We start from the raw sequence: 18,166 nt of genomic DNA, 5'->3' as shown, positions 1-18,166 counted from the left end.
CGCAGGGGGCTAAGCAGGCACTATGGTTCCTGCCCCGCCGTCGACCGTAATTCTTTGTCCCGTGGCAAGCCGGGAGGTGGCCTCCGGAACCCCCACGACGGCGGGAATGCCATACTCCCGGGCCACCACGGCACCGTGCGAATTGGGCCCGCCCATTTCCATCACCAGGCCGCCGGCCGTCAGGAACAAGGGGGTCCAGCCGGGATCGGTGGACGGCGCCACCAGGATCTCCCCGGGTTCAAGGTGGGCACCCACCGGGTCCAGGATTACCCGGGCGGGACCCGTGGCCGAGCCCGCTGATGCGGGGCTGCCGGACAGCGCACCGTTCGCAGCGCCGCCGGCCGCTCCCGCAGCCGCAGCGTGGAGCACCTCGGGCTCGGTGCCGTCCGACAGCAGGACCCTGGGGATGTGCCGCCGGCCAAGTTCGCTGGTGTAGGCGGCGCGCCGCTCCAGGACGAGCTCGCGCAGCCTCCGCGGCTGGCTGGTTCCATTCGCGGCGCCGCTAACCAAGGCCTCCCGGGCCTCCCCGAAATCGAGGAAGAAGATGTCGTCCGCGTGCTCCAGCCAACCGGCGGACTCCAGCACGGCTCCCACCTGGGCCACCTGTTTGCGTACTTCGGCGAGGCCCAGGACCAGCTGGTACTTGGGCAGTTCCCGCAGCCCGGCGAACAACCTGGTGCGGCGCAGTGCAGCGGCAACCAGCAGCGCACGCATCCTGCCGCGGCGCCGGGCCTCGGCAACCAGCCGCTCCACTTCCCCCTCTGCCTCGGCGTTCGCCCTGCTGAACTGCACGTCCGGCGCCAGTGCGGGATCAGTGAGGCGCAGGTAGTTGGCCAAGACACCCAGGATGTGCGTGGGGTCATCGGACCAGCGTGGCAGGCCCACATCGATTTCGGCCACCGCACGTTGCCCGTAGCGGTGAAGGAACCGCACCAGGCCCGCATGCAGGACAGGAGGCAGGTTGCCGGCCTTGAACTCCGCCGCCAGGTCCGCTGGCTGCCCCTCCTCCAGGGCCCTGCGCGACTCGCGGTCATCCTTGACAGCGGATGCCAGCCGCCACAGGTCCAGGTCCATCTCGGTGGTGACGTTCTGCGGCAGGCCCCGGAGAACCTTCTCCAGGTCATTCCAGCGGTCCCGGCCCCCGAGAAGCTTTCCGGCCATCCACAGCGCCGCAAATCCCAGTGCGGGCAGGGGCAGGATGGCGGGGACCACCGCAAACAGCCGGTTGCCCAGGATCTGCTCTGCATGGTCGAGCCGCTGGACCGGTCCCGCCCCCGCCTCCAGCTCGAGGCCGTCCGCGAATTGCTGCGTGAAGCGGTCCAGCCGGCGCAGCGCTGCCTTGGGCCGGAGCAGTCCCCGGAGCACCGACTCTGGGACCCGGGCACGTACGGCGGCGGGCAGGACATGGCGCAGCAGTCCGAACGGGGTCCTGCGGGTCACCGAAAACCGGGGGTCCGTAAAAACCTGGCGCAGCACCATGGCGGACCTGGCTTCCATAACGTCGAAGATCCGCGGAAGGAGCCGGCGCCCCACACTGCTCCTGACCGGCGTTGTGAGGTCAAAGTAAAGGCGCTGCGCCGCCTCCGCGTACGGCGGTGGACCGAGCCGGGGGTCCGGAACGGCGAAACCTGCCGCCTTGGCCACGGAGGAGCCAATGAGCCGCAGCGACGCCAGGCCCATGGGGGTGAGGGGGCGGGTGAGGCCCTGGGCCAGGCTGAAGCACAAGTACACCCTTGTTCCTCCGCCTCCGGACCGGCGTTCCGGCACCGGGAACAGTGTTGTGATGGGCCTGGACTGGGTTAACCAGAGTGCGCCGCGGGCGTCGATGGCCCATTCGGCGTCCTGCGGTGCACCAAAATGCCTTTCCGCCCGCATTCCCAACGCTGCAAGCCCAATGGCCTGGCCGTCCGTAAGGCTGGACGCATTCGCCTGGCCCGGCATGTCCCGCACCTCGGTTCCGCCGCCGGGAAGGGGCCGGACAATGACGCGTTTATCCCCCAGTCTTCGCTCGAGGACCCTCGATTTTTCGGTGTCCACCACAAAGTGGTCCGGATTGACCGCCCCTGAAACCACTGCTTCACCGAGCCCCGGGGCAGCATCGATCACAGCCTCCCGGCGCCTGCCTGTCAGTGGATTGGCCGTGAACATCACCCCGGCCGCCTGGGCGTCAACCATCCGCTGGACTACGACGGCGAGGGCTACTTCGTGCGGTTTGATCCCCAGGGCGGCCCGGTAGGCCACCGCCCGGTCCGTCCAGAGGGAGGCCCAGCAGTCCCGCACGGCCCCAAGGACGGCATCACTGCCGATGACATTCAGGTAGGTGTCCTGCTGGCCGGCGAAGCTCGCGAACGGAAGGTCCTCTGCAGTGGCGGAGGACCGTACCGCCACCGGAGCCGCTGTTCCCAGCGCCGCATATGCCTGCTCCACGGCGGCCACGATCCGCGGCGGAACCGGGATGGCCCGGATGGACTCCCGTGCCCTGCCGGCCAACACAGCGAGTTCGGCGTCCCGGCCGGGGGTTCCCGGGCGCAGTGCGGCCTGGCGGCTGCCCAGTTCTGCGAGCACGCCGTCCTGGACGGTCCTGGTGGCCTCCCTGTAAGCCGCCGTGGTGAGGCAGAACCCTTCCGGCACGGGCAGCCCGGCTGCCATCAGCTCGCCGAGGTTGGCCGCCTTGCCTCCCACCAGCGGAAGCATGCTGCCATCAACCTGGTTGAGGCCCAGGATCAAGGCAGGGGCCGTGTCCCCCGCATGTGGGCGGGTAACCTCCCCGGCCTTTCCTGATGGTTCGGCGGCCATCGCGGCGCTCCCGGCAGCAGGATCTTGTCAGGAGCCGAGAACGGGGCCGAACTTGGCGCGGTCCGCCAACCGGGGGTCTTCACGGTCCGGAACCACCATGACGGGGCCCTTGGCATGGTGGAGTATGCCATCGGACGTGGAGCCCAGGAGCATTCCGGTGAAGCCACCCCGGCCGCGGGTGCCCACCACCACCAGTTCCACATGCCGGCTTTCCTCGACGAGGACGTCCACCGGCGAACCGTCCTTCAGCTCCGATTCGGTGTGAAGATTGGGGAAGTGGCTGCGCAGCCACGCCATGCCGGCGTCCAGGGTCACCTGGATATCGGCGAAAAGGGCTTTGCGGTCCATGGGAGCCGGCACCCACGCCAGGGAGCCGCTGTACTGCGGCACTGCACAGACCACGCGCAGGGTTGCGCCCAGGCGTTCCGCCTGGTCTGCCGCCTCCAGGACGGCCACCCGCGCCTGCTCCGAGCCGTCAACGCCCACCACCACCACATTCTCCACGCGCTGGTGCCCGGCTTTGGCCTGCTCTGCCTTGATGCGCCTGTCCTCGGTGGTTTCGCCCAGCCGGTCCGCGCAGATCAGCGGCACGGTCACGGTGGGGCATTTGGCGTGGGCTGGCAGGGCGCTGCTCACCGAACCGAGGAGCCTGCCCACAAAACCGCCGCGGCCGCGGGTGCCAAACACCAGGAGCTCGGCAGTCTGGGACATCTCCAGAAGTACTCCGGAGGCATCGCCGTTCTCCACGGATGCGGTGACATCGAGGTCGTAGGTGGAGATCTTGTCCAGGGCCTGCTTGACCACCGCCTCGGCGCCCTCACGGATCACCGAGTCGTCCACGGTTGCATAACCGCCGTCGAGGCCCGATGCGGCGAAGATGGGCACCGAGTAGGCGGTGACGATATGCAGCGGACGGCGCCGGCGCTGGGCCTCGCGCGCTGCCCACACAAGCGCGCACTGGCCGTGGTCTGAGCCATCCACGCCAACAACGATCCCCTCGGGAGCAGCAGTGCTGCCGCCGTCCTGCGGGTCCGGATGCAACTCTTGTGCGCCCATGGGGCCGCCTCCTCGCGATACTGCCTGATGTTGCGGCTATTCTGCCAGAAACCGGACCCTTCCCCGTGCACCCGTACCCCGGCCTGAGCTGGGAAGGAAGGCCTGCTTCCGCTTCCCACTATTCTCCGTCGCCGGTGCCATAGCAAGCGGGAAACACCGGGTTATCCACAGGCGCTCCAGCGGTCCGGGAAAGCGCCTTCAAGGCGTGGGAAGGTGTTTTCGGTTTGGGCTATCCACCGCCGGAAATGTTCTGTAGTCTTCAGGACATTGTTGGTCCGGGACGCCTACTGCCTCTTTTCGCCAGGGCTGCCCGCCAACGTACTGCGGCCGGACTTTGGGGGTAACGGGACGCATGCGGGCGAGGACGCCTGCACCTGCCGAAACTTCGAAGGAGGGAAACTGTAGTGTCAAGCATGCCTGGGAATGCCGGGACCGAGCAGACCACCACCGTGATCATTGGCACGGGCCTCTCCGGGCTTGCCGTGGCCGCTGAGCTGTGCCGCCGCGGGGTGGACTCGATTGTGGTGGACGGACTGGACATCCTTGGCGCCGCACAGCCGGCCAACACCGCTTCACTGCAACGCTGCGACGCGGCGGATTCCGCCACCCTCCGCGAGCGGAACGAGATCCTGCGGCACCTGCGCAATTACGCCGCCAGCCATGCCGTGGACGTGCGGCACACCACCCGCGCTGTCCAGTTGACCATGCTGGACGGTCCTGGAACCGCCGCTCCGCAGTGGGAAGTCCACACCCCTACCGGCATTCTGGTGGCCGACCATATTGTCCTGACCCGCTGCGCCCACAGCCAGTTGCGGCGCATGATCAACGACTTCGGGATCGCCGTGGGCCGGAACCTCGCCGCTGCCATGCGGGCAATCGGCATCTACCTGGTGGGCGTGGGCGAGCTCATCACCCCATCACCCAAAGAGGTCCTGCGCCAGGCCAAGACCGTGGGCCAGGCGATCTCCGCAAAAGTCCATCCCGACAGCGTCGCCTTCCCGGGCACCGGAAGCTTCGCGGCCCTGCCCTGCTAGCGTCAGCGAAGGCGCCCGCCGGTGCCCGTCAGCCCTCCTCGTCCGTGCCGGCCGTGAGCCTGCGCCTGGCGAGGACGGCAAGGGTAGCCAGCAGCCCTGCCGCGACGGCGGCGAAAATGACGATGCTCCACTGGAACGGCTGCCCGGCGTCCGCCGGGTCCGCGGGTTCAGCCGTGGTTCCGGGCTGCGCCGTCCCCATGGCCGGAGCGGTGCCAGGAACCGTACCGGCCGCCGTCGGACTTCCTGCCGGTGATGCGCCCGGCGCGGCGGAAGCGGCCGTAAAAACAAACGTCCCCTCGATGGGGTGCGAGTCCGAACTGACCACGCGCCAGGCGACGGTGTACTGCCCGGCCGGGCCTCCCGCCCTGACCTTCTGTGACGCCACGTTGTCCACGATCTCCACGGGACCGTCCGCCCACTCGGCGCCGGCGGCGTCCTTGACGGAGATGGAGGCACCAATCCCCAGCGGATTCTTGTTGAACGTGACCGAAACCTGTTCCGGGGGCGCGGTAACCGAGGCGCCCTGTGCGGGGCTGGTGGACTCGGCGGCGTCATGCGCGGCTGCGGGCCCGGCAAGGCCCAGCACGGCAGCGGCGAAAACGAGGATTCCAAGCCCAAGGGCCAGGATCCGGCGGCGGATGGGACGCATGCTGTGGGGGCTCCTTGTGTTGGCTTCCTTACAGACTAGGCGAAATTGCCTGCCGCCCAGCCGCCGTCCCCATAGGATTCAGGTATCCCCACAGACTTCCCCGGAGGACTAATGCTTAAGCAAGGCTCTGCCCTGGACCGGTATTTCAAGATCACCGAACGCGGTTCCAACCTTTCCCGCGAGATCCGCGGCGGCTTCGCCACGTTCTTCGCCATGAGCTACATCGTGGTGCTGAACCCCCTGATCCTCTCCGGACCGGACTCCAGCGGCACCACGCTGGGGTTCACCGCCGTTGCCGCCGTAACGGCCTTCGTGGCCGGCCTCCTCACCATCCTGATGGGCGCCTGGGCGCGGCACCCCTTCGCGCTCGCCACGGGCCTGGGCGTCAACGCCTTTGTAGCCGTCACTGTTGCCACCAATCCTGAACTGACGTGGCCGGACATGATGGGCCTGGTGGTCCTGTCCGGCGTCACCATGCTGATCCTGGTGCTCACCGGGTTCCGCACCGCCGTCTTCAAAGCCGTTCCGGACGGGCTGAAGACGGCCATTGTGGTGGGCATCGGGCTGTTCATCGCCCTGATCGGGCTGGTCAATGCCGGCTTCGTCCGCCGTATCCCCGACGTGGCCGGCACCACCGTCCCCGTGGGACTGGGCTTCGACGGGAAGCTCCTGGGCTGGCCCACCGCCGTGTTCGTTTTCGGCCTGATCCTGACCATCGCCCTGGTGGTCCGCAAGGTCAAGGGCGCCATCCTGATCGGCATCATCACCTCCACCATCATCTCCGTGCTCCTGGAGATGACCCTGCATATCGGACCGAGCTTCGACGGCAAAACCTCCAACCCGCAGGGCTGGTCCCTGGTGGCGCCCACGTTCACCGAATGGGCGGCCCCGGACCTGTCCCTGATCGGCAAGGCAAACCCGTTCGGCGCCTTTGAGCACCTGGGCTTCGTTGCCGCCTCGCTGCTGGCGTTCGTGATCCTGCTGAGCATCTTCTTCGACGCCATGGGAACGATGGTGGGCCTGGCCAACGAGGCCGGAACCGTTGACGAACACGGCAATATCCCCGACGTGGACCGCGTCCTCCAGGTGGACGCGCTGGGCGCGATCGTGGGCGGCGGCGCATCCGTATCCTCCAACCAGATCTACGTCGAAGCCGGCGCCGGCATCGGCGAGGGCGCGCGCACCGGCGTTGCCTCGATCGTCACCGGCCTGCTGTTCCTGGTGGCCATGTTCTTCACCCCGCTGATCAACCTGGTGCCCTTCGAGGCTGTTGCCCCGGCACTGGTGGTGGTGGGCTTCATGATGGTGTCCCAGGTGGGGAAGATCGACTGGCAGGACTGGGGCATCGCGATCCCGGCCTTCCTGACCTTCACGCTGATGCCGTTCACCTACTCCATCGCCAACGGCCTGGGCGCCGGGTTCATCGCCTTTGTGCTGATCCGCACTGTCCAGGGCCGGATTAAGGAGATCCACCCGTTGATGTGGGCGGTGGCGGCTGCCTTCCTGCTGTTCTTCGCCGTCGGTCCCATCGAGGCCGCCCTGGGCATGCTGTAGCCCTGCCCCGCCGCCTACACGGGTGTGTTGGGGGCCAGCCCCTCGTCACCGGACACCACACGGGCCTTCCTCTCGCGCAGCCTGTCCAGCCGGTTCATCAAGGGTGAGGTGGTGGCGCCGTGGATCACGATCGACAACGCCACCACCAGCCCCACGAACGCCCAGAGCCACTCCGCCTGGTCGGCGAACTTGCCTTTCCCCAGCGCATAGGCGAGGTAGTAGAGCGAGCCGATCCCCCGGATCCCGAAGAAGGACAGGGCAATCCGCTCCCGCGGGCCGGTCTTGCCGCCCAGCAGCCCCACCCAGCCGGCCAGCGGGCGGACCAGCAGCAGGAATGCCAGGGCCACCAGCACCTCGGCCCAGCCGATGCCTTCCAGGAGCCCGCGGGCAATCGCGCCGCCCAGCAGGACCAGGATCACCACCGTGAGGAGCCGCTCCAGCTGCTCCACATAGGAGTGCAGCACGCGGTGGTACCCGTGGGTGCGTTCGGCGGCGCGGATGGTGACGGCGCAGACGAACACCGCAATGAATCCGTAGCCCTCGATCATCTCGGTCACGCCGTAGGCCAGGAACGTGGCAGCGAGCGCCACGAAGCCCTCCGAATGGTTGGACAGCCGCAGGCTCTCGGCGCGGGCGGAGAAGAACAGCCGGGCCAGGACCTTTCCGGTCAGGAAGCCAAGCAGCAGTCCAAGGGCCAGGCGCCACAGGACGTCCACGCCGAACCATGCCGGGAACCATTCCAGCGGGGACGAACCCACGATGCTGATGGCTATCGCCAGGTAGACAAAGGGGAAGGCCAGCCCGTCATTGAGGCCGGCTTCGGAGGTGAGCCCGAAACGGACCTCGTCCTCCTTGTCGGTGCCGTCGTCGTGGTCCGCCGGTTCACCCACCTGCACCTCCGAGGCCAGGACCGGGTCCGTGGGCGCGAGGCTGGAGGCCACCAGCAGGGCAGCTCCCAGGCCCAGGCCCAGGAACCACAGGCCCAGCAGGGTCAGCGCAATGATGCACAGCGGCATGGCGATTCCCAGGAGCCGCCACGTAGTGGCCCAGCGCTGGCGTCCCACCGGCCGGTCCAGCGCCAGTCCGGCGCCCATCAGCGAGATGATCACGCAGACCTCGGCAAGGTGCAGGACGAAGTCGCCGTGCACCACCGGGTCCGGATCGGGAAGTGTGGGGATCAGCGCGAACGCGGCCATCCCCGCCCCGAGGAACACCATTGGCATGGAAAAAGGCATGTCGCGCAGGAGTTTGGGGAGGACGGCGGCCACGAAAACAGCCGCGCCCGCGGCCGCAAACAGGATACTGGGGGCTTCAAACATTCTGTGCTCTCCGGCCTGGTTCTCATGCGCCGTACGGCGCAGGCAAGGTAACGCGGTCCCCGGGGAGGGACTGCTCCACCATAGCCCCTGCTCCCTGGCGGGCTCCTTGCCAATGCCAGTGGTCTTGGATTCCGGACATCACGACGGCGGCGCTGCTGGTTTTCGCGGTTCGCATGCGGTGAGCTGGGGACATGGCCCTTTCGATACCTGCCGTTGATGTCCCGCCCCAGCCCTGGAAGGGCAGGTTCGACGGCGACGACGCCAGCCACCGCCGCTGGTGGCAGGCGGTGGTTCCGTACGGAACCGAGACGGAGGCGGGTGCCCTTCGCGGGGGCGTGGAACAGACACCACAACCGGTTGCCCTGCTGGGCTTCGCCAGCGACGAGGGCGTGCGCCGGAACAAGGGCCGCCCCGGTGCGGCGGCAGCGCCCGCCGCCATCCGCAGCGCCCTGGGGCCCTTGGCGTTCCATCTGGACCGGACCGTGGCCGACGCGGGGGATGTCGTGGTGTCCGGCGGCGCGCTTGAAGCCGGCCAGGAACGGGCCGGCCGGGCTGTCACCGCGCTGCTCGACTCCGGACAGCTCACCGCGGTGCTGGGCGGCGGCCACGAGACCGCGTTTGCCAGTTACCTGGGGGTCAGTTCCTCCGCGGCGGTGCAGGGCGGGCAGCGGCTTGGCATCCTGAACCTCGACGCCCACTTCGACCTGCGCGACGAGGCCGTCCCCAGCTCCGGGACACCGTTCCTCCAGATGGCCCGCGCTGAAGCCGCCGCCGGGCGCGATTTCCGCTACGCCGTCGTCGGAATCTCTGAACCCAACAACACGCGCGCCCTCTTCAATACTGCCCGGATGCTGGGCGTGCAGTACCTGCTGGACGAGGACTGCGGTGCGGAGCGCGTCGGGGACTTCGTGGCGGGGTTCCTGGCCGGCGTCGACGTGCTGTACCTGACCATCGACCTTGATGTGCTGCCGGCCGCGGTGGCGCCGGGCGTGAGCGCACCCGCCGCGTACGGCGTGCCGCTGCCTGTCATCAGTGCGGTGTGCCGGCAGGTGGCCGCGTCGGGGAAGCTGGTGCACCTCGACATCGCGGAGCTGAACCCGGAGTTTGACATCGATGGCCGGACCGCACGGGTGGCGGCGCGCCTGCTGGACACCCTGCTGCGCTGAGCCGGACCTCCCGGGGGCCCGGCTACCGGCCCTTGAGGACGTAGCGCCGCTCCGGCCGGCCCACGCCGTACTTGAGCCTTACCTCCAGCGTCCCTTCGTCGTGCAGGTACTCGAGGTAGCGGCGGGCGCTGACGCGGGAGGTTCCGAGCTGCTCCGCGACCTCGGCCGCGGAGAGATCGCCTTCGGCGGAGTTGAGGGTGGCTTCCACGAGCTTGAGCGTTTCGATGCTGCAGCCCTTGGGAAGGGGCCGGTCCGTGCGGTCCAGGCCGAACACACGGTTGACGTCCGACTGCTCGGCCACGTCCTTGGCTGAGTCCAGGCCATGGTAGGCGCTCCGGTAATGCTCCAGCCGCTCCTGGAGGTCGGATTGGGAAAACGGCTTGATGAGATAGTGCACGATGCCGCCGCGGAGGGCCTTGCGCACGGTCTCCACTTCCCGGGCGGCGCTGATCACCAGCACGTCGAGTTCGGGGGCAACCTCCCGCAGCCGGTGCATTAGCTCCAGCCCGTTGATGTCCGGCAGGTGGATGTCCAGCAGCACAAGATCCGGCTGCAGGCGTTCTGTTTCGACCACTGCCCGGGCCCCGGTGTGGGCCACCCCCACCACGGTGAAGCCCGGCGTCCGCTGGATGAAGCCGGCGTGGACCTTGGCCACCATAAAGTCGTCGTCGACGATCAGCACGTTGATCATGGCTTCATTGCCCCTCTCCTGAGTTGTGCGGTGAAGACTGCGCCGTTGTCATTTGCCACCGTCAGGTCCCCGCCGGAGCGCCGGCAGACCACCCTTGAGAGGGCCAGCCCGAAGCCGCGGCCCTCAGCGGGCCCTGCTTCCTTGGTGGAAAACCCCTGCCGGAAGATGTCCTCCACGGACTCGCCGGGAACCCCTGGCCCGGTGTCCCGGACGGTGACGGTGACGTGGTCCTTGCCGTCCTCCACCAGCACCCTGACGGCGGCCTCCGGAAGCCCCGTGACGGCGTCGAACGCGTTGTCCACCAGGTTCCCCACCACCGTGGTGAGGTCCCGGGACAGCTCGTCGCTGACCGGGCGCAGCGTGGACGCGGGGTCAAGCTGCAGCGCCACGCCGCGTTCGGTGGCGAGGCTGGACTTGGCAATCAGCAGGGCGGCGAGCGCGGGGTCCTGGATCCGGCTGGTCACTTCGTCATTCAGCCTGGTCCGGTCCACCGTGGCGCCGTTGACGAACTGCACCACGGAATCGTATTCGCCGATTTGGATCAGGCCGGAGATGACGTGCAGCTGGTTGGCGAACTCGTGGGCCTGGGCGCGCAGCGTGTCCGTGGCGGTCCGGGTGGCACCGAGCTCACGCTCGAGGGAGGACAGCTCCGTCCGGTCCCTCAGCGTGGTGACGGAGCCGATGTTCCGGCCGCGCGAGCGGATGGGAACACGGTTGAGCACCACCAGCCGCTCCCCCACCAGGACCAGCTGGTCCGGGTCCGGCTGTTCCCGGGTGAGGACCACCTTGAGCGCCGGGTCGACGGGCAGGGACGCGAGCCTCTTGCCTACGCAGTCCGCCGGCAGGCCCAGCAGTTTCCGTGCGCTGTCATTCGCCACAGTGACGCGCTCATTGGGGTCCAGCGCCACCACGCCTTCCTTCAGTCCGTGCAGCATCGCCTCGCGGTTTTCCACCAGCCCGGTGATCTCGCTGGGCTCCATGCCCAGGGTCTGCCGCTTGACGCGGCGGGAGAGCAGCAGGGACCCGGCAACGCCCAGGACGCTGGCCACGCCGAGGTATGTCAAGAGGTTGGGCACGGCGTCTCCCAGCCGTTCAAGGGTGGACGGGTAATTGCGGCCGATGGCGGCGATCCCGATCATCTTTCCCGCATCATCGAGGACCGGCACGTGGGCGGACAGGACGGCGTTGCCGCCTTGGTCCACCACGCCGGTCCAGGCGCGCCCTTCCATGACCCGGCTGGCCCCCAGTTCCAGCGGGTTGCCCAGCAGGCCGGGATCGCTGGAGGCCACCACCGTGCGGTCCAACTTGGCAAGCGTGACATTGGACGAGCCCGAGACGGTGCGGACGGACTCTGCCACTGCCGGGAGCGCTGAACCGACCCGCGGCTGGGCATCCGGCAGCAGCGCCCGTACCGCCGGGTTGTTGCCGAGGGCTTCAGCTGCAGAGAGCGCCCTGCGGCCTTCCGTCCGTTCAAAGGCGGCAGCGGACTGGGCAAGGGAGATGGCCACCACCGCCACCAGCACGGCCAGGACGATCAGCAACTGCAGCACAAGGTACTGTCCGGCGAGGGACATTCCTCTTCGTCGAGTCACTCCGGGAATTCCTTTTGTTCTTTGATGCCTGATCCTGGTGCCTGGTCCTGGTCCTGGTGCCTGGGCCGGCCCTGCGGCAGTACCGGGAACTATATCCCACCCGTGCCCCGCCATCAGCGCTGTCCAGCGCCAAGGTGGGGCGCCGGAAACGTGAACGCAATGAACTTAACTTTCTCTGCGTACACAAGAGTGAGGTCCGTCACTGCGGGCCCTAGCATCGGAAGCACAGATCAGGTCCGCTGATCATCCTGTAGAGAATTGCATTACTGAGAAGAGGAACACCATGCGCCAGATCCGCGCATTGCGAGTCGCCGCCGTCGCCGCCGGCATCGCCCTTATGGCCACCGGCTGCGGTGCCACCGGCAAGAGCTCCACCGGCGCGGAAAGCTCCAGCGCCGCAGCCGGGCCCATCACCGGCCTGCAGATCATGGTCCCCAACACCCCGGGCGGCGGCTACGACACCACTGCCCGCGCTGCGGCCAAGGTCCTCGAGGACGAGAAGATCACCAGCAACACCGAGGTCTTCAACCTCGCCGGCGCCGGCGGCACCGTGGGCCTTGCCCGCGTGGTCAACGAGAAGGGCAACGGCGACCTCGCCATGCTCATGGGCCTTGGCGTGGTAGGAGCCAGCTACACCAACAAGTCGGAGTCCAAGCTGACCGAGACCACCCCGCTTGCACGGCTCATCGAAGAGCCCGGCGCCATTATGGTCAGCAAGGATTCCCCTTACAAGACCATCGACGACCTCGTGAAGGCCTGGAAGGCAGACCCGGGCTCCATCTCCGTGGGCGGCGGCTCCTCCCCCGGCGGGCCCGACCACCTCCTGCCCATGCAGCTCGCAGGCGCCGTGGGCATCGACGCCACCAAGGTGAACTTCGTTTCCTACGACGGCGGCGGGGACCTCCTGCCTGCGATCCTTGGCAACAAGCTTGGCTTTGCAGCCTCCGGTGCCGGCGAGTACCTGCAGCAGATCCAGTCCGGTGAAGTCCGGGTCCTGGCCACCAGCGGCGAAAAGCGCCTTGAGGGCGTGGACGCCCCCACGCTGAAGGAATCCAACATCGACCTGGTGTTCACCAACTGGCGCGGCATCGTGGCGCCTCCGGGCATCAGCGACGCTGACAAGGCATCCCTGATCGCAGCCCTTGAAAAGATGCACGCCACCGAGGGCTGGAAGGAAGCGCTGAAGACCCACAGCTGGACTGACGCCTTCATCACCGGCGACAAGTTCGAAACGTTCCTCGCCGAGCAGGACAAGCGGGTGGCGGACGTCCTCACCAAGCTTGGGTTGGCGTGAGCTCCCTGACCACAGGCCTTAAGGGCCGCGCCGAGCTGGGAGTTTCCCTCCTGCTCGGCGCGGCCGGCGTCCTTGTCTTCCTGGACGCCAACGGCCTGGTAACCCCGTACTCCCAGTCGGACCCCGTGGGGCCCAAAACAGTTCCGTACATCGTGGCCGGCTTGCTGGTGGTATGCGCGGTCCTGCTGGCCATCAACGTGATGCGGGGCGGCCAGGGCGAGGCGGAAGGCGGCGAGGACGTTGACCTCACCCACCCCGCCGACTGGAAAACCGTCCTGCCCCTGGCGGGAGCCTTCATCCTGAACATCCTGCTCATCGACTGGGCCGGCTGGGTCATCTCCGGCACCGTCCTGTTCTGGGGCAGCGTCCTGGCACTGGGCAGCCGGCGCTACATCCGCGACGGGCTCATCTCCGTAGCCCTGTCCCTGCTGACCTTCTACGGCTTCTACCTCGGCCTTGGCATCGCACTGCCCGCCGGACTCCTGGAAGGAATCCTCTGATGGACGTCTGGTCCTCACTGATGGACGGTTTCGCCACCGCCCTCACCCCCATGAATCTCCTCTACGCCGTGATCGGCGTCATCCTGGGCACCGCCGTCGGAGTCCTCCCCGGACTCGGCCCGGCCATGACCGTGGCCCTGCTCCTGCCCGTCACCTACGCCCTTGAACCCACCAGCGCCTTCATCATGTTCGCCGGCATCTACTACGGCGGCATGTACGGCGGTTCCACCACATCGATCCTGCTGAATACACCCGGTGAATCGTCGTCCGTGGTCACTGCGATCGAGGGCAACAAAATGGCCAAGGCGGGGCGCGCGGCGCAGGCGCTTGCGACGGCGGCCATCGGCTCGTTCGTCGCGGGCACCATCGGCACGGCCCTGCTCGCCGTCTGCGCCCCTATCGTGGTCAAGTTCGCCGTGAGCCTGGGTGCGCCCAGCTACTTCGCCATCATGGTCCTGGCCCTGCTGGCCGTCACCGCGGTCCTGGGTTCGTCCCGGCTGCGCGGCTTCGCCTCATTGGCCCTCGGCCTGGCCATCGGCCTGGTGGGTATGGACTCGGTCACCGGCCAGCGCCGCCTGACTTTCGGCCAGCCGCTCCTCGCCGACGGCCTGGACATCGTGGTGGTGGCCGTGGCCATCTTTGCCGTGGGTGAAGCCCTCTGGGTTGCAGCCCACCTGCGCCGCACGCCGCTGCACGTCATTCCCGTGGGCCGGCCCTGGATGGGCAAGAAGGACTGGAGCCGCTCCTGGAAGCCATGGCTTCGCGGCACCGCCTTCGGCTTCCCGTTCGGCGCACTCCCCGCCGGCGGCGCCGAGATCCCCACGTTCCTCTCCTACGTCACCGAGAAGCGCCTCACCAAGCACCCGGAAGAGTTCGGCAAGGGCGCCATCGAGGGCGTCGCCGGGCCGGAAGCGGCCAACAACGCTGCCGCCGCCGGCACCCTCACGCCCATGCTGGCACTGGGCCTGCCCACCAACGCCACGGCCGCCGTCATGCTGGCAGCCTTCACCTCCTACGGCATCCAGCCCGGCCCGCAGCTGTTCTCCAGCCAGGGACCGCTGGTGTGGGCGCTGATCGCAAGCCTGTTCATCGGCAACCTGCTGCTCCTGCTGATCAACCTGCCGCTGGCTCCCCTGTGGGCCAAGCTCCTGCAGCTCCCCCGGCCGTACCTGTACGCGGGCATCCTCTTCTTTGCCACGCTGGGCGCCTACTCGGTGAACCTGCAGGCGTTCGACCTGGTGATCCTGCTGGTGCTCGGTGCCCTCGGGTTCATGATGCGCCGGTTCGGGCTGCCCGTGCTGCCCCTCATCCTCGGCGTCATCCTGGGCCCGCGCATCGAAGGCCAGCTCCGCAAGACTTTGCAGCTCAGCGCCGGCGATCCGGCAGGGCTCTTCAGCGAGCCGATCGCCGTCGTGATCTACATCATTGTGGGGCTCATCCTGGCCTGGCCGCTGCTCTTCAAACTGGTGCGGCGGAACCGCCCGGCGCGCAGTTCACTGCTGCCCGCCAATTCCGGGGCAGCAGACTACAGCGACTGACCGCCCGGCAGTCCGCCGAAACCGAAGCCCCACATTCAGCAAATACAAGGAGATACCATGACGATCGTGGTGGGATACGTCCCGACCCCCGAGGGTGAAGCCGCCCTGACCCAGGCCATTGCCGAAGCCCGGAAGAGCAACACCACGCTGCTGGTCATCAACTCTTCCAAGGGCGACGCGCTGGTGGACAACCGGTATGCCCAAGAGCCGGAGATCCAGAGCATCGAGGACCGCCTGGCCATCCAGGGCATCCAGCACGTGATCAAGCAGCCGGTCCGCGGCCACGACGCCGCCGCCGAAGTCCTGGACGCCGCGGAAGAACACAACGCCGAATTGATCGTGATCGGACTGCGCCGGCGGACGCCCGTGGGCAAGCTCATCATGGGCAGCGTGTCGCAGCGGATCCTGCTGGAGGCCGACTGCCCTGTCCTGGCGGTCAAGGCCGGCTGAGGCTGCTGAGGCCGCCCGGGCGACGCGTTCCCGGGGCTGGATTCCGTGGTTCCCGGGCAGCCAAAGAGCAGTCATCTGACGTTTGGCCGGAGCAGCCGGTAGAATGGGAGGGCCCTTAGGCATGAAACACAGAAAGTTCTCCCAATGACTACAGCCACCATGGAACGCGACCCCGCCGTTTCCTCCCCCGCCGAAGCACCGGCAGCCAGGTCCATCGACCTGGAGTTTTCCACCGCGCGTGAAGTCCACGCCGGGCTGGAAGAAGCCGTGTCCGAGCTGATTGAGGTTGCCGCGCAGGAAGCCTCCTGCGGCATCCTGGTCACCAGGCTGCACCCCGGCCGCTACACAGTAGCCCTGGATGAATCAGTACCGTTCGGCGAGACCTACGAGGCCATCGCCGCCTGACGAGCAACGCTGCCGGGCGCCTGTCCCGGACGCAACGAAATCCCCGCCCTGCTTGTGCAGTAGGCGGGGATTTCTGTCGTTGTGCTTCCGGGAGCTGCTAGCCGCGGCGCACCTGCACGCCGTCGGATTTCAGGAAGAGCTGTTTCTCCGACGGACCGGCCGGCACCAGCCACAGAACGTTGCCGCTCTGGGACACCTCTTCCACCTCCCCGGCGGCAACCACATGCGCATGCTTAATGATCTCGACGTGGTCCCCGGCCTGGAGGGTTTTCCAGTCGGAAACAGCGGCGGAATGGGCATTGCGCCTTGATAGGACTGCCCCACGTGCTTTCATTTGAACTTCTACCCCTTTGTATACGTTCGGCGCCACAGCCTCTTTGATGTGACTTTCACTACATCTTCAGTTCTACTACACTCGGCGCCCCGGAGCGGACCGTGTCGGACGAAATTCCACCAAGTGGACGCCGAGTGCGCAGGCGCTGAAGATCCTTCGGAATCAGGCGAGGATTCCGACGGCGGATTCGGCCGCCCGGCGTACCTCGCCCGCGGCCAGCAGCCGGTCCGCCGCCTCCAGTTCCGGTGACAGGAAGCGGTCCGTCCCTGGTCCGTCCACCACGCCACGGAGGGCGGAGATGACGGCGGCGCCCGCAGGCCCCGGCGTCAAGACCCCGCCGGAGAGCCCGCTTCGCATGTCGAGGGCGCGTGCCGACGTCACCAGCTCGATGGCCAGGACCCTGCGCAGGTTCTCCACCGCCTTCCGCAGCTTGCGGGCGGCATGCCAGCCCATCGAAACGTGGTCTTCCTGCATGGCGGAGCTCGGGATGGAATCCACGGACGCCGGAACAGCAAGCCGCTTGTTGTCCGAGACCAGGCCGGCCTGGGTGTACTGGGCGATCATCAGGCCGGAGTCCACGCCGGGATCTGCCGCAAGGAAGGCCGGAAGCCCGTGCGAGCGGGCCGGATCCAACATCCTGTCCGTCCGGCGCTCCGCGATGGAGCTCAGATCCGCGACGGCGATGGCCAGGAAGTCCAGGACGTAGGCCACCGGGGCGCCGTGGAAGTTGCCGTTGGAGCTGACCCGGCCGTCCGGCAGGACAACGGGGTTGTCTATGGCCGCGGCCAGTTCCCGGGAGGCCACCAATTCGGCGTGGTCAACGGTGTCCCTCACCGCACCGGCCACCTGCGGGGCGCAGCGGAGCGAGTAGGCGTCCTGGACCCGGGAATCTCCCACCTTGTGGGACGCGACGATGGGGGAATCGGACAGGACCCGCAGCATGTTGTGAGCACTTGCGGCCTGCCCCGGGTGCGAACGAAGGGCGGCGTGCAGCTCCGGCAGGAACACCTGGTCGGTGCCCAGCAAAGCCTCCACGCTCATCGCGGCGGTGATGTCCGCCGTCGTCAGCAGCTCGCGAAGGTCCGCGATGGCCATGAGGAGCATGCCCAGCATGCCTTCGGTGCCGTTGACCAGGGCCAGGCCTTCCTTTTCGGCAAGGGTCACGGGCTCGATGCCGTGTCCGGCAAGCAGCTCGGCGACAGGCCGCTCTCCCCGCCCGCCGTACCTCACGCCGTCGGGCCCTTCCGCCTCACCCTCGCCCATGAGCACCAGGGCGCAGTGGGACAGCGGCGCGAGGTCGCCCGAGCAGCCGAGCGAGCCGAACTCGCGGACCACGGGAGTGATGCCGGCGTTGAGGACGTCCACCATGGTCTGCAGGACCACGGGGCGGACGCCGGTGCGGCCGGACGCCAGGGTCTTGGCGCGCAGGAACATGATCCCGCGCACCACTTCGCGTTCCACTGCCGGACCCATTCCGGCGGCGTGGCTGCGGATCAGGCTTTTCTGGAGCTGGGTGCGCAGCTCGTTCGGGATGTGCCGGTTGGCCAGGGCGCCGAAGCCGGTGGAGATGCCGTAGGCCGGGACGTCACTGGCGGCGAGGTCGTCGATGTGCGCGCGCACCTTCGCAACTGTTTCCAAAGCTTCCGCGGAGATGGCCACTTTGGCGTCGTGGCGCGCGACGGCGAGCACATCCTCGGGCGTGACGCCGCTGGAGCCGAGGGTGACGGTCAGCGGTTCATGGGTTGTTATGGTCATGATTCCTACTTTTGTGGTGTGTGGGGATCGATT

16 protein-coding genes are annotated in these 18,166 nt (G+C 67.8%); 8 read left to right on the top strand and 8 right to left on the bottom strand.

The annotated features are described in order from the left end of the window. Positions 1-9 precede the first annotated feature (9 nt). Both FHJ30_RS02510 and FHJ30_RS02505 read right to left on the bottom strand, forming a co-directional pair. Positions 10-2,796 (bottom strand): PEP/pyruvate-binding domain-containing protein, encoded by a 2,787-nt coding sequence (locus tag FHJ30_RS02510; protein ID WP_139027697.1) that lies wholly within the window; start codon positions 2,794-2,796, stop codon positions 10-12. Positions 2,797-2,823: 27 nt separating this feature from the next. After that, positions 2,824-3,852, bottom strand: a complete 1,029-nt coding sequence (locus tag FHJ30_RS02505) for a universal stress protein (protein WP_139027696.1) — start codon at positions 3,850-3,852, stop codon at positions 2,824-2,826. A 413-nt stretch (positions 3,853-4,265) separates the two neighbouring features. Between FHJ30_RS02505 and FHJ30_RS02500 the strand changes: the two genes are divergently transcribed. Beyond that, a complete protein-coding gene (locus FHJ30_RS02500) occupies positions 4,266-4,886 on the top strand; it encodes an FAD-dependent monooxygenase (protein ID WP_139027750.1) in 621 nt (206 codons plus the stop codon). A 28-nt stretch (positions 4,887-4,914) separates the two neighbouring features. Here the strand turns inward: FHJ30_RS02500 and FHJ30_RS02495 are convergent, their stop codons facing one another. Next, positions 4,915-5,535, bottom strand: coding sequence for a copper resistance CopC family protein (locus tag FHJ30_RS02495; protein ID WP_139027695.1), 621 nt, complete (start codon positions 5,533-5,535; stop codon positions 4,915-4,917). Positions 5,536-5,646: 111 nt separating this feature from the next. On the opposite strand from FHJ30_RS02495, the gene FHJ30_RS02490 reads away from it, so the two are divergent. Then, on the top strand, positions 5,647-7,089 hold the full coding sequence (locus FHJ30_RS02490) for an NCS2 family permease (RefSeq protein ID WP_139027694.1): 1,443 nt from the start codon (positions 5,647-5,649) through the stop codon (positions 7,087-7,089). Positions 7,090-7,103: 14 nt separating this feature from the next. Here the strand turns inward: FHJ30_RS02490 and FHJ30_RS02485 are convergent, their stop codons facing one another. Next, complete coding sequence (locus FHJ30_RS02485) at positions 7,104-8,408, bottom strand: sodium:proton antiporter (RefSeq protein WP_139027693.1); 1,305 nt, start codon at positions 8,406-8,408, stop codon at positions 7,104-7,106. A 191-nt stretch (positions 8,409-8,599) separates the two neighbouring features. Here FHJ30_RS02485 and hutG point away from each other — a divergent pair, with 191 nt between their 5' ends. After that, positions 8,600-9,574: a formimidoylglutamase gene (gene hutG / locus FHJ30_RS02480; protein WP_139027692.1), complete on the top strand. Its 975-nt coding sequence runs from the start codon at positions 8,600-8,602 to the stop codon at positions 9,572-9,574. A gap of 22 nt (positions 9,575-9,596) precedes the next feature. On the opposite strand, the gene FHJ30_RS02475 is transcribed toward hutG, so the two are convergent. Together FHJ30_RS02475 and FHJ30_RS02470 are read right to left on the bottom strand one after the other, a co-directional pair. Next, the gene (locus FHJ30_RS02475; RefSeq protein ID WP_139027691.1) at positions 9,597-10,265 is read right to left on the bottom strand and encodes a response regulator; all 669 of its coding nucleotides are present in this window, start codon (positions 10,263-10,265) and stop codon (positions 9,597-9,599) included. Further along, complete coding sequence (locus FHJ30_RS02470; protein WP_139027749.1) at positions 10,262-11,839, bottom strand: sensor histidine kinase; 1,578 nt, start codon at positions 11,837-11,839, stop codon at positions 10,262-10,264. The genes FHJ30_RS02475 and FHJ30_RS02470 overlap by 4 nt, the downstream gene beginning before the upstream one ends. Positions 11,840-12,140: 301 nt before the next feature. On the opposite strand from FHJ30_RS02470, the gene FHJ30_RS02465 reads away from it, so the two are divergent. From FHJ30_RS02465 to FHJ30_RS02445, 5 genes are all read left to right on the top strand, one after another. Then, positions 12,141-13,151: a tripartite tricarboxylate transporter substrate binding protein gene (locus tag FHJ30_RS02465; protein WP_139027690.1), complete on the top strand. Its 1,011-nt coding sequence runs from the start codon at positions 12,141-12,143 to the stop codon at positions 13,149-13,151. After that, the gene (locus FHJ30_RS02460; RefSeq protein ID WP_139027689.1) at positions 13,148-13,651 is read left to right on the top strand and encodes a tripartite tricarboxylate transporter TctB family protein; all 504 of its coding nucleotides are present in this window, start codon (positions 13,148-13,150) and stop codon (positions 13,649-13,651) included. The genes FHJ30_RS02465 and FHJ30_RS02460 overlap by 4 nt, the downstream gene beginning before the upstream one ends. After that, positions 13,651-15,189 carry a tripartite tricarboxylate transporter permease gene (locus FHJ30_RS02455; RefSeq protein WP_139027688.1) on the top strand — a complete coding sequence of 513 codons (1,539 nt, stop codon included), beginning with the start codon at positions 13,651-13,653 and terminating at the stop codon, positions 15,187-15,189. Before FHJ30_RS02460 ends, FHJ30_RS02455 begins: the two co-directional genes overlap by 1 nt. A 57-nt stretch (positions 15,190-15,246) precedes the next feature. Continuing rightward, the gene (locus FHJ30_RS02450) at positions 15,247-15,639 is read left to right on the top strand and encodes a universal stress protein (RefSeq protein ID WP_139027687.1); all 393 of its coding nucleotides are present in this window, start codon (positions 15,247-15,249) and stop codon (positions 15,637-15,639) included. A gap of 144 nt (positions 15,640-15,783) precedes the next feature. Continuing rightward, a complete protein-coding gene (locus FHJ30_RS02445) occupies positions 15,784-16,044 on the top strand; it encodes a hypothetical protein (protein ID WP_139027686.1) in 261 nt (86 codons plus the stop codon). 97 nt (positions 16,045-16,141) lie between these two features. On the opposite strand, the gene FHJ30_RS02440 is transcribed toward FHJ30_RS02445, so the two are convergent. Both FHJ30_RS02440 and hutH read right to left on the bottom strand, forming a co-directional pair. Then, positions 16,142-16,378, bottom strand: coding sequence for a hypothetical protein (locus FHJ30_RS02440; RefSeq protein ID WP_139027685.1), 237 nt, complete (start codon positions 16,376-16,378; stop codon positions 16,142-16,144). A 162-nt stretch (positions 16,379-16,540) separates the two neighbouring features. Continuing rightward, entirely contained in the window at positions 16,541-18,133 is a 1,593-nt protein-coding gene (hutH, locus tag FHJ30_RS02435) for a histidine ammonia-lyase (RefSeq protein ID WP_139027684.1), read from the bottom strand. Between the last annotated feature and the right edge of the window lie 33 nt (positions 18,134-18,166).

The organism is Arthrobacter sp. BB-1, from assembly GCF_006151685.1.
Lineage (GTDB): Bacteria > Actinomycetota > Actinomycetes > Actinomycetales > Micrococcaceae > Arthrobacter.
The sequence above is the reverse complement of the archived record's forward strand: the minus strand, read 5'-3'. Positions and strand labels throughout refer to the sequence as shown.

Bases quoted from the DNA above. Each gene is read 5' to 3' on its own strand.
- FHJ30_RS02505 (WP_139027696.1), bottom strand. From the start codon at position 3,852: ATGGGCGCACAAGAGTTGCATCCGGACCCGCAGGACGGCGGCAGCACT.
- FHJ30_RS02500 (WP_139027750.1), top strand. From the start codon at position 4,266: ATGCCTGGGAATGCCGGGACCGAGCAGACCACCACCGTGATCATTGGC.
- hutH (WP_139027684.1), bottom strand. From the start codon at position 18,133: ATGACCATAACAACCCATGAACCGCTGACCGTCACCCTCGGCTCCAGC.
- hutG (WP_139027692.1), top strand. From the start codon at position 8,600: ATGGCCCTTTCGATACCTGCCGTTGATGTCCCGCCCCAGCCCTGGAAG.
- FHJ30_RS02510 (WP_139027697.1), bottom strand. From the start codon at position 2,796: ATGGCCGCCGAACCATCAGGAAAGGCCGGGGAGGTTACCCGCCCACAT.
- FHJ30_RS02440 (WP_139027685.1), bottom strand. From the start codon at position 16,378: ATGAAAGCACGTGGGGCAGTCCTATCAAGGCGCAATGCCCATTCCGCC.
- FHJ30_RS02495 (WP_139027695.1), bottom strand. From the start codon at position 5,535: ATGCGTCCCATCCGCCGCCGGATCCTGGCCCTTGGGCTTGGAATCCTC.
- FHJ30_RS02490 (WP_139027694.1), top strand. From the start codon at position 5,647: ATGCTTAAGCAAGGCTCTGCCCTGGACCGGTATTTCAAGATCACCGAA.
- FHJ30_RS02485 (WP_139027693.1), bottom strand. From the start codon at position 8,408: ATGTTTGAAGCCCCCAGTATCCTGTTTGCGGCCGCGGGCGCGGCTGTT.
- FHJ30_RS02445 (WP_139027686.1), top strand. From the start codon at position 15,784: ATGACTACAGCCACCATGGAACGCGACCCCGCCGTTTCCTCCCCCGCC.
- FHJ30_RS02450 (WP_139027687.1), top strand. From the start codon at position 15,247: ATGACGATCGTGGTGGGATACGTCCCGACCCCCGAGGGTGAAGCCGCC.
- FHJ30_RS02470 (WP_139027749.1), bottom strand. From the start codon at position 11,839: ATGTCCCTCGCCGGACAGTACCTTGTGCTGCAGTTGCTGATCGTCCTG.
- FHJ30_RS02455 (WP_139027688.1), top strand. From the start codon at position 13,651: ATGGACGTCTGGTCCTCACTGATGGACGGTTTCGCCACCGCCCTCACC.
- FHJ30_RS02475 (WP_139027691.1), bottom strand. From the start codon at position 10,265: ATGATCAACGTGCTGATCGTCGACGACGACTTTATGGTGGCCAAGGTC.
- FHJ30_RS02465 (WP_139027690.1), top strand. From the start codon at position 12,141: ATGCGCCAGATCCGCGCATTGCGAGTCGCCGCCGTCGCCGCCGGCATC.